General features: G+C 42.2%; 12 protein-coding genes. All 12 read right to left on the reverse strand.

Annotated features, from left to right (window positions below; genetic code table 11):
• Positions 1-297: 297 nt before the first annotated feature.
• Entirely contained in the window at positions 298-1,860 is a 1,563-nt protein-coding gene (locus tag LMJ53_RS16855) for a transposase (protein WP_229588548.1), read from the reverse strand.
• A gap of 170 nt (positions 1,861-2,030) precedes the next feature.
• On the reverse strand, positions 2,031-2,351 hold the full coding sequence (locus LMJ53_RS16860) for a hypothetical protein (protein ID WP_229588550.1): 321 nt from the start codon (positions 2,349-2,351) through the stop codon (positions 2,031-2,033).
• A gap of 234 nt (positions 2,352-2,585) precedes the next feature.
• Entirely contained in the window at positions 2,586-3,059 is a 474-nt protein-coding gene (locus LMJ53_RS16865) for a T6SS immunity protein Tdi1 domain-containing protein (protein ID WP_229588552.1), read from the reverse strand.
• Between the two features lie 87 nt (positions 3,060-3,146).
• Complete coding sequence (locus tag LMJ53_RS16870; protein ID WP_229588554.1) at positions 3,147-3,464, reverse strand: hypothetical protein; 318 nt, start codon at positions 3,462-3,464, stop codon at positions 3,147-3,149.
• Between the two features lie 86 nt (positions 3,465-3,550).
• Positions 3,551-4,315: a DUF6882 domain-containing protein gene (locus LMJ53_RS16875; protein WP_229588556.1), complete on the reverse strand. Its 765-nt coding sequence runs from the start codon at positions 4,313-4,315 to the stop codon at positions 3,551-3,553.
• Positions 4,316-4,386: 71 nt separating this feature from the next.
• Positions 4,387-4,692: a hypothetical protein gene (locus tag LMJ53_RS16880; protein WP_229588558.1), complete on the reverse strand. Its 306-nt coding sequence runs from the start codon at positions 4,690-4,692 to the stop codon at positions 4,387-4,389.
• A 104-nt stretch (positions 4,693-4,796) separates the two neighbouring features.
• Positions 4,797-5,135 carry a hypothetical protein gene (locus tag LMJ53_RS16885; protein WP_226752480.1) on the reverse strand — a complete coding sequence of 113 codons (339 nt, stop codon included), beginning with the start codon at positions 5,133-5,135 and terminating at the stop codon, positions 4,797-4,799.
• Between the two features lie 94 nt (positions 5,136-5,229).
• Positions 5,230-5,751 carry a YcxB family protein gene (locus tag LMJ53_RS16890; protein WP_229588560.1) on the reverse strand — a complete coding sequence of 174 codons (522 nt, stop codon included), beginning with the start codon at positions 5,749-5,751 and terminating at the stop codon, positions 5,230-5,232.
• 102 nt (positions 5,752-5,853) lie between these two features.
• Positions 5,854-6,204 carry a hypothetical protein gene (locus tag LMJ53_RS16895; RefSeq protein ID WP_229588562.1) on the reverse strand — a complete coding sequence of 117 codons (351 nt, stop codon included), beginning with the start codon at positions 6,202-6,204 and terminating at the stop codon, positions 5,854-5,856.
• Between the two features lie 87 nt (positions 6,205-6,291).
• On the reverse strand, positions 6,292-6,855 hold the full coding sequence (locus LMJ53_RS16900; RefSeq protein WP_229588564.1) for a flavodoxin family protein: 564 nt from the start codon (positions 6,853-6,855) through the stop codon (positions 6,292-6,294).
• Between the two features lie 98 nt (positions 6,856-6,953).
• A complete protein-coding gene (locus LMJ53_RS16905) occupies positions 6,954-7,184 on the reverse strand; it encodes a hypothetical protein (RefSeq protein WP_229588566.1) in 231 nt (76 codons plus the stop codon).
• Between the two features lie 96 nt (positions 7,185-7,280).
• Positions 7,281-7,574, reverse strand: a complete 294-nt coding sequence (locus LMJ53_RS16910; protein WP_229588568.1) for a hypothetical protein — start codon at positions 7,572-7,574, stop codon at positions 7,281-7,283.
• Between the last annotated feature and the right edge of the window lie 140 nt (positions 7,575-7,714).

The following is a 7,714-nucleotide window of genomic DNA, read 5'->3' on the forward strand; positions in this document are numbered from 1 at the left end:
TCAGGAGCTATTTCACCTGATTCTGTAAGCCAATGAAAATTGTCGTCGCTGACGACTTGTGTAGAAAAAATAAGAATTAATAAACTTAATATTGTTTTCATAACTATCCTTGTGTGGCTAACGAGCCTGTAGAAAAACCTGCTCAGAACACAGCATTTCCACTTCGGCTATTCTGTTTATTATTTGTTATCAACTTTGCAGGTTTCTGGTGAGAATTTCAAGACAAGATTTATTCTGATGTTAATTTGCTTCTCTAGGCGCACTATTAGCGGAGTTTATACCACTTCTCACCTAGTTTTACCCCACTTTGCCATATCGGCTTACTTTCTCTAAGTTATGCACCATACAGAACAACTGCCATTGGCCTTGTACTTTGGTTTTACCACGCAAACTAAAGCGTTTTAGCCCTTTGTTAGTGCCAATATTGCCAAACACCGGCTCTACTACCGACATCCTATGACTATAGATTTGTTTACCGGCTTCGCTATCTACCCGCTGCTTCATCCAATCAGTGTAATTTGGCGGTGCATTAGCTTTAAGTAAAAAGGATACTTGTCGACCGCTTCCCTTTCGATGATTGGCGGACTCAGGATGTACCATGCATTGCTCTTTTAAATCACAACCTCGGCACTGCAAGAGCTTACCGGTAAACAATGCGCGTTGTTGACCGTCAGGTTCCGGCCTAATGCCTCGGCTTGATAGCAATAACCCCGAAGGACAAACACAGGTCATCGCTATCGGGTCAAATTCAAAAGCACTGGCCGGAATAACAACCTTTTGTCCAACCGCCTTATCTTGGTGCCGCTTGCCGTACTTCTGCTTTTGCTCGCTGAATTTCGGGTCACGCTTTCTAAACTGGTTATCCGGTACATAACCATTTATCTTCTGTTGGTATAAATAGCTATTGTTGGCTTCATTCGCAAAGCCGGTATCGGCCGTCACGATAGTATTACCGGCAAAGATATCCTCGCTAATCCCCATCCGTTTATAGCGCTGCTTTATCTTTTCTAACACCGGCACCAATGTGTGATGCTCTTGCCCTTCTCCGAACGCTTGTGCATCCACGATTATCTGATGCTTCTTATCCACAGCAGCCACACCGTTGTAACCCTGAATAGTGCCTTTGCTGGTGGTCATTTTGGCTGATTCGTTGTCGGTGATATTACTTTTCACTTCCTTGCGCTGTTTGCCCTGGCCCATCCGTGGACTGGCGGTCTTTAAAAAGTGTTCGATTTTGTCATGCGCTTTATTAAGTGTCTCTATGCTTTGCTGGTGCCTAGCTTTACGCTCGTCATCGGCGTTCGCCTGCGCATCCAACTTTTTATGCTGTTCCAGATGGTAGCGAATTTGCCGCTTGAGTTTATCCCTTTTAGCGCTCAGCTCTTTAAACGTGCCTGACCATTCCTTGGCAGCGTTAGAAGACATTTTGCAGCCATCGATAGCGAATAGTTCATTGCCTAACAACCCTTGTTGATGGCAAACCAATAACACCTGCTCAAAAAGCTGGGCAATTTGCACCGATGAGCCACTGACAAAGGCTGCTATCGTCGTAAAGTGCGGCACGGTATCGCACGACAAGGCTTTAAAGATAATGTTCGTTTCGCAGCACCACTGGATTTCACGGCTTGAGGTAATGCCTTTGGAATAAGCGAACAGAATGATTTTCAAAAGCACCGCAGGATCATACGCTGGGCGACCATTATCTTCATTCTGGTATTTGCAGTGAAATATCGACAAGTCCAGCTTGTTATCAATCAGGTAATGAATGGCATGTTCAAACGTGCCAGGCTGCAGTTGATCAAGGTAATTAATCACAACCATGGCATTTTGGTTGTAGTCGTAAGGGATATATTTTGGCATCAGGCGTTGTCCACTTTTTAACCAGACAACGCTATTTGATCACAAACTTGATCGCGTGAAAAGAGGTTTTTCTACAGCCTCAACGCATTACTAATGGGCTGCCGCAGCTCAGCGTAGGCAGTCCCGTGGAGGCCACGCTTTTTGTGGCCGGAACGAAATTAAGTAACTTGTTATATTTCATAAACCACTGACAAAATAAAGACCAAAACCAAGGTGAAAATTATTGAATACAAGGGCATTTTCCTAAGAACATAATTTCTTGCATCACCTGGTCGAGTCATCCAAGTTAATAACTTTGCGATGAATGAAATTCTCTTTCTCTCTACTTTGTCGCCTTTCGCGACAAAGTGGTACTTCTTACTTACGAACACGCCACCATAATTCCGCAAATCTGTTTCTAACTCGCGTTGCTCATGATCAATTTCGGCTTCGTTATCGGCGATTACTTTTGTTATGCGCAGTAATACTTTTCCGTCATCGGTTTCCTTCATTGAGCATTCTACTGGGTTTGTCCTTTCATGAACGTACCTGAACCCACCACGCGCCGACCGGTCAGATTGAAATAGGAATGTAAACATTATCGGCACTTTGCTTGTTTTAATGCTCTTCAATCAGTTGTACTCATGAACTCTCAAGAAATATAACGCAAAGCTTTGGGGCGGCTGGAGCGCAGTGTAAGCCGTCCCAGCCGCGCTAGCGGCGACAACAGCGCCTTGTTATGCCTTTTACTCGGTGACTTTAAAGTTAACCTGTGTGCCATCAGGTAAATCCTTTATTTGGAAGTTCATTTGGCCCGACATGGCAAAGTGAACCTCAATGTCTGTTAGCTCAAAATTATCTGGCTCGTACTTGCCGCCCAAGGCAGGCAGCTGTTTGAACCCATAGAGTTTTCCTTTCTCAAGGATGACGCCCTGTTCTTTAAGCTGCGCGACAACAGGGATTAAAAACCAATCATGGACTAGTTCATGGTCTTGGAGCTTCCCTTGGAATTCTTCATATGAATCCGCGATCTTCTCAATTTCTGCACTACCAGTTAAAAGCCAAAATATTTCACCCGATTCAGTCTGTAGGAATGCATCGCCAACTGATGAAACCAGAATAGGTAGCGCTGAACCAACAAGCCATTGCCAGTCTTCGATCAATTTAGTTCGATCAAGATGCTCGAAGCTGACTGTAAGATCATTCCAAGTTAAAGCCACCAAACTCTCCTTGAGGCATAACGCCCGCCACACACGCGAGCAACTTGTTGCGAGTCGAGCGCCGAAGGCGCATTGTGCTGGCGATTGTTATGTTTCATTACGCTTAGTAGCCTTTAAAAGAAAAATCGTACCTGGCCAGTCACGATGCCATGGCAAACGCCTACGCTTTGCAATTACGCTAACTTCGCCACCAATTTTTTCGTAGTGTGCCACCACTTTTAATCTTTTCCATTTAAGCCTCAGAAAGTATGGCTTTAGCCATTTACTCTTTGCCGTTGGGTGGGCTCTATTTTCTGCTCCCAGTAACTTCTTGAGTAAACTCCTTACTTCGGTTTTACTTAAATATTGATACTCTGATTTAAGCAGATTTTCAGGAAACTTATATTTAGTTGCTAAACGTCTCAATCGCGCTCCAGACCAACATAACGCCAATGTAATATGCCGAGTGAAGCGAAGCGTAACGAGGTCATATTGACATTTTTGTTAGGCATTCACCCTCCAAATAACCTTGCAATTTTACTTTTGTTAATCCACTTTGCTTTAGTAATTACCATATAGGTAAAACCATTGTCACCGGGAGTGCGATAGACTCCTATTGCGTTTAGGTGTTTAGCTAATACGGATGTCATTTCCCAGCCGTCAACTTCGGTGGCCGGATAACGGCCAGCAACCAGCTGTTTTAAACCAAGTTCTTCTCCTAGAGCCTTAATATCTCGCGAGGACGACTTAACTTTTTCATCCAAACTCTCATTTGCCCACGCCCACATCCAAGTATTAGATTTGGTAGAATACGTACCTGAAAATTGAATATCGGCTTCCACTTGTGGCTTGCCATCGTGGGAAAATATTAACTTTGCGGTTTCTTGATACCAATCCCAACGTTCGTGCTCGCCGGCTTTATATTTTGAAAGAAACTCTTGATGTCTTGGTTCGATAAAACCAAAGCTTGATTTAACGAGATCATGAAATACTTCATCATCTTGAACCCAATTTCTATCCCGGATGTCTTCGTAGCACCCAGAACACAATAGTTTTATATCTGCGAATTTTTCTGATTTTTCGTTCCACTCGCCTTCTTTTTCAAGAACCTTTTCACATTCATCGCACCAAGCATCAGGGTATAAATCATACGGATTTTCTGGGTCGTACCCTAGATTAAACCCACGCTTTTCACCCTCAAGCAAATGCCGGCAGAGAAAAGTAGAATCTGTTGTTCCGTGAGTATTACACTTTATTTTATTTTCTGAATCGCTCATTTTTTATGGTTGCCTAACGCCCAAAGCAGCTGCGCGGTACGCGTCGGCTGGCTTTGCTTGTTATATGCAAGTTATTTGACAAAGGGGCCATGCATTTGGTTACTACCATCCAAGCCATTGTAAAGCCCAATGAAATAAGAGTCTGTTTCAGTATTTTTATATAAAACATAGGCCAGCCCATCCATCTTTTCTATGTTTTTGATCTCGCAAAGACTCTCAAATTTTTCGTCTAGTTGAAAAGGCACGTAGGATATAGAGTTTTGACTATTCTCAATTTTCGAGTGAATGAATGCCGTTTCGGCATTGTCACAGGCATCAATTTGAGACGCACTGGTAAAAGGTGCAATTAAGAGTAATAAAACTAGAAATTTACGCATAAGTTCCCTTGCATATAACGCGTGTTTAATGGGCAAATTACAGTTGGTTAAAATAGCGACGCAGGAGCAAAACCAACTGTTATTTGTCCCTGTTTAAACGCTTGTTAAGTTGCGTATTGCAATAAAAAACCATAGATTACTAAACCTAACACCAACAACATTGTAATTAAAATTAACCAACCAAGGACAATAAATATACGTCCAAATAAGTTATTGAGGTTTGAATTATTAATTTTTTCAATAGATGTTAGCCTAAATACGGCAGAAGAAGCCATTAGACCGCCAAGCCCCATAAAGGGAAATAATACGACAAATATAAAAAGTCCAACTGCACTTGCTGCCGATAGAGAATCATCTGCTCCTAAACCATTTAGAAGCATAAATGCTGGCACAAACCCTATTAAAAAGATTATATCGCCCCAAACTAATCGAGATTTATACACTTAACTTTCCTTAGCTACTTAACGCAAAGCTTTGGGGCGGCTGGAGCGCAGCGTAAGCCGTCCCAGCCACGACAGTGGCGTCAATAGCGCCTTGTTATACATACTTTTTCACTATTGATTGGAGCTCTGCTTTTTCTATATCTGAGGTAAAAGAAGCAGCAGGGATGATTAAGGCAAGAAGCTTATCTAAGAAAATATAAAGATCACCGCTATTATCTTCCACTGACTCAACGCTTTCCCATTTATAGAAACAATTTCCAAGTGGGTTTATTTCTGTAATTCCGTCAGTACCAAACTCTATGGTTTTTTCTCCAAGCATTAAGCCATTTTGATTGGGAATACTCGACTGACGGAGTTTACGCATATTCATATAGTAAGCGACAATAAACACTGTAAAAGGAAGTGCGACTATTAATGCTGACGGCCAATGAAAGCTAGATAATGATATTGAATCAATCTGAAATAAGAACATAAAAGCTATCGTTAAAATGCACCAAATAATCATGTTTTTGATGGAGCCTTTACCGCCCTTAGGTTGTGGTGTGCACAGCCGCTTAAACGCGTAATTAGTGAAGTTGAGGTAATCTTTCTCAGTTACTCTAATTGTTTTAATCATGAATCAACTTTTCCATGTATGTATAACGCTTTAAACAGCGGAAAACGCGAGCGTTTTGGCGCAGCCAGCGAGTGGTTTTCCGCTGATTTAACTTGTTAGGCATTAGTTATATTTACCAACTGACTTTGTAGCTAGAACTAAATCCTCTAACTGATTTACCGTCATAGACTTAAGTTCCTCAAACGCTTTTGAAGAGTATTCTTTGGACCCATTTCCCTCGCCCGATATTTGGGTCTTATCACCATCGCGTTTGATAAAAAACATAAATGGCATTGCAGGGTTGCCTTTCATAGTAACAAATACTAATGATTGCCCATCATCACATGATGTTACCTGCCATTTAGTAGCTGCTAATTCCGTATGGATAGGGCCAACATTACAAGATAACGGCTGCGCACTATAAGCACTAAAAGAAGCTAGCAGTGTAAAGATTAACAGTAAGTGGATTTTCATAATATGCCTAACGCCCCGCGCATGCGCGCGAACTTGTGAGCGTCGCAAGGGCCGAAGGCCCTGAATGACGCGGATTGTTATATTTTTTTATGCTGCAAATCTCTTGGCAACATTGGCAACACGCTGCCCCAGATACTTTGCTGTTACTAAATCGATTGAATTTAGTTCGCCATCTTTAGAGTGTGCAATTAAACCAGATTGAGCGCCAAGTCTGTTACGCCCATCGGCATCACAGTTACCTGGTATATCTAAACTCGCCCATAACATGCCATGTTGGTTTGCGAAAATTTGCATGTATTGAATGGTGTTTAACTGATCACCACTTAAATTTGAGCCGATAGTAAAACCACTAGCTACTTTATTAGACCAAGCTTTCTCAGCCCAAAGATCGCCTGTAGCATCAGCAAAAGCTTTGAATTGTGCCGATACACAACCCATAAATGTTGGTGAGCCGAAAACCATTGCGTCGACGTTTTTGAGTTGTTCTATTAAGGCTGAGTTTTTGAAACGCCCCTCAACAATATCAGTACCAAGAATTTCAGTAATAACAACATCAACCTCAGAGACAGACCTAATTCCTGCTGCTACTGCTTCAGCAAGTCTTTTTGTCGTACCTGATGCTGAGTGAAAAATAATGGCGACCTTTACCACTTAACTATCCTTAAAAAATATAACGCTAAGCACACGGGCGACGAGCCGCGCAGCGGGTTGGCGTCCCAGCGGCCGCAGGCCGCGTGTGATGCGCCTTGTTATGTGTTTGATAAAGCATTGAATTTTTTGATGACGTAGAAAACCATGGCAACATTTACAGTACCCATGATTGCCAGAAGCTTAACTAAAATGCCAATTTCTGGCGCTTGAGCATATACAAAACCTATTGCAAAAAATGACATGGCAACGAAGCAAAATGCCAAAACAACCAGCATTTTGAAATCCGATTTAGCATTCCGTGACTGAACCACATTTAGTACGTTTGACATTAAACTAATACCTCTGAAAACACATAACGCCCGCCACAAACGCGAGCAACGTGTTGCGAGTCGAGCGCCCAAAGGGCGCGTTTTTGATGGCGATTGTTATGTTTCGTTTTTATCATCAACCACATTTGTAGTTGGTGGGTGCTTTTTTGAATACTTACCATAATCTGTTTCATCGGTATGTTGTGCTGCATGAGAATGTGTTCTTCCTGCAGCTCCCGAAAACCCGAAACCTATAAATAGCCCTAATACAACTGCAAACCCTAGTGCATTGAGAAGCGCCTCTACAAAAGGTGTTGATTCTGCATCTATCTGCAAAAAACACCCTAAAAAGCCTATGGCAGCTCCAATCAAAAAGCCAGTGCGAAATGGATTCGAATTTTTAATACTCAAACTGCACCTGTAGAAACATAGACATAATGACTCCCCACGAGGTGCTGACCTCCGAATTCGTGGGTTAGTTTCGCAACCAGAGCCATACTGTATTTGTTGAATATACAATATCGGAGGTCAGCATGGTTAACAATAGCATA

The sequence above is a fragment of the Rheinheimera sp. UJ51 genome (genome assembly GCF_020819615.1).
GTDB classification, from domain to species: Bacteria; Pseudomonadota; Gammaproteobacteria; order Enterobacterales; family Alteromonadaceae; genus Alishewanella; species Alishewanella maricola.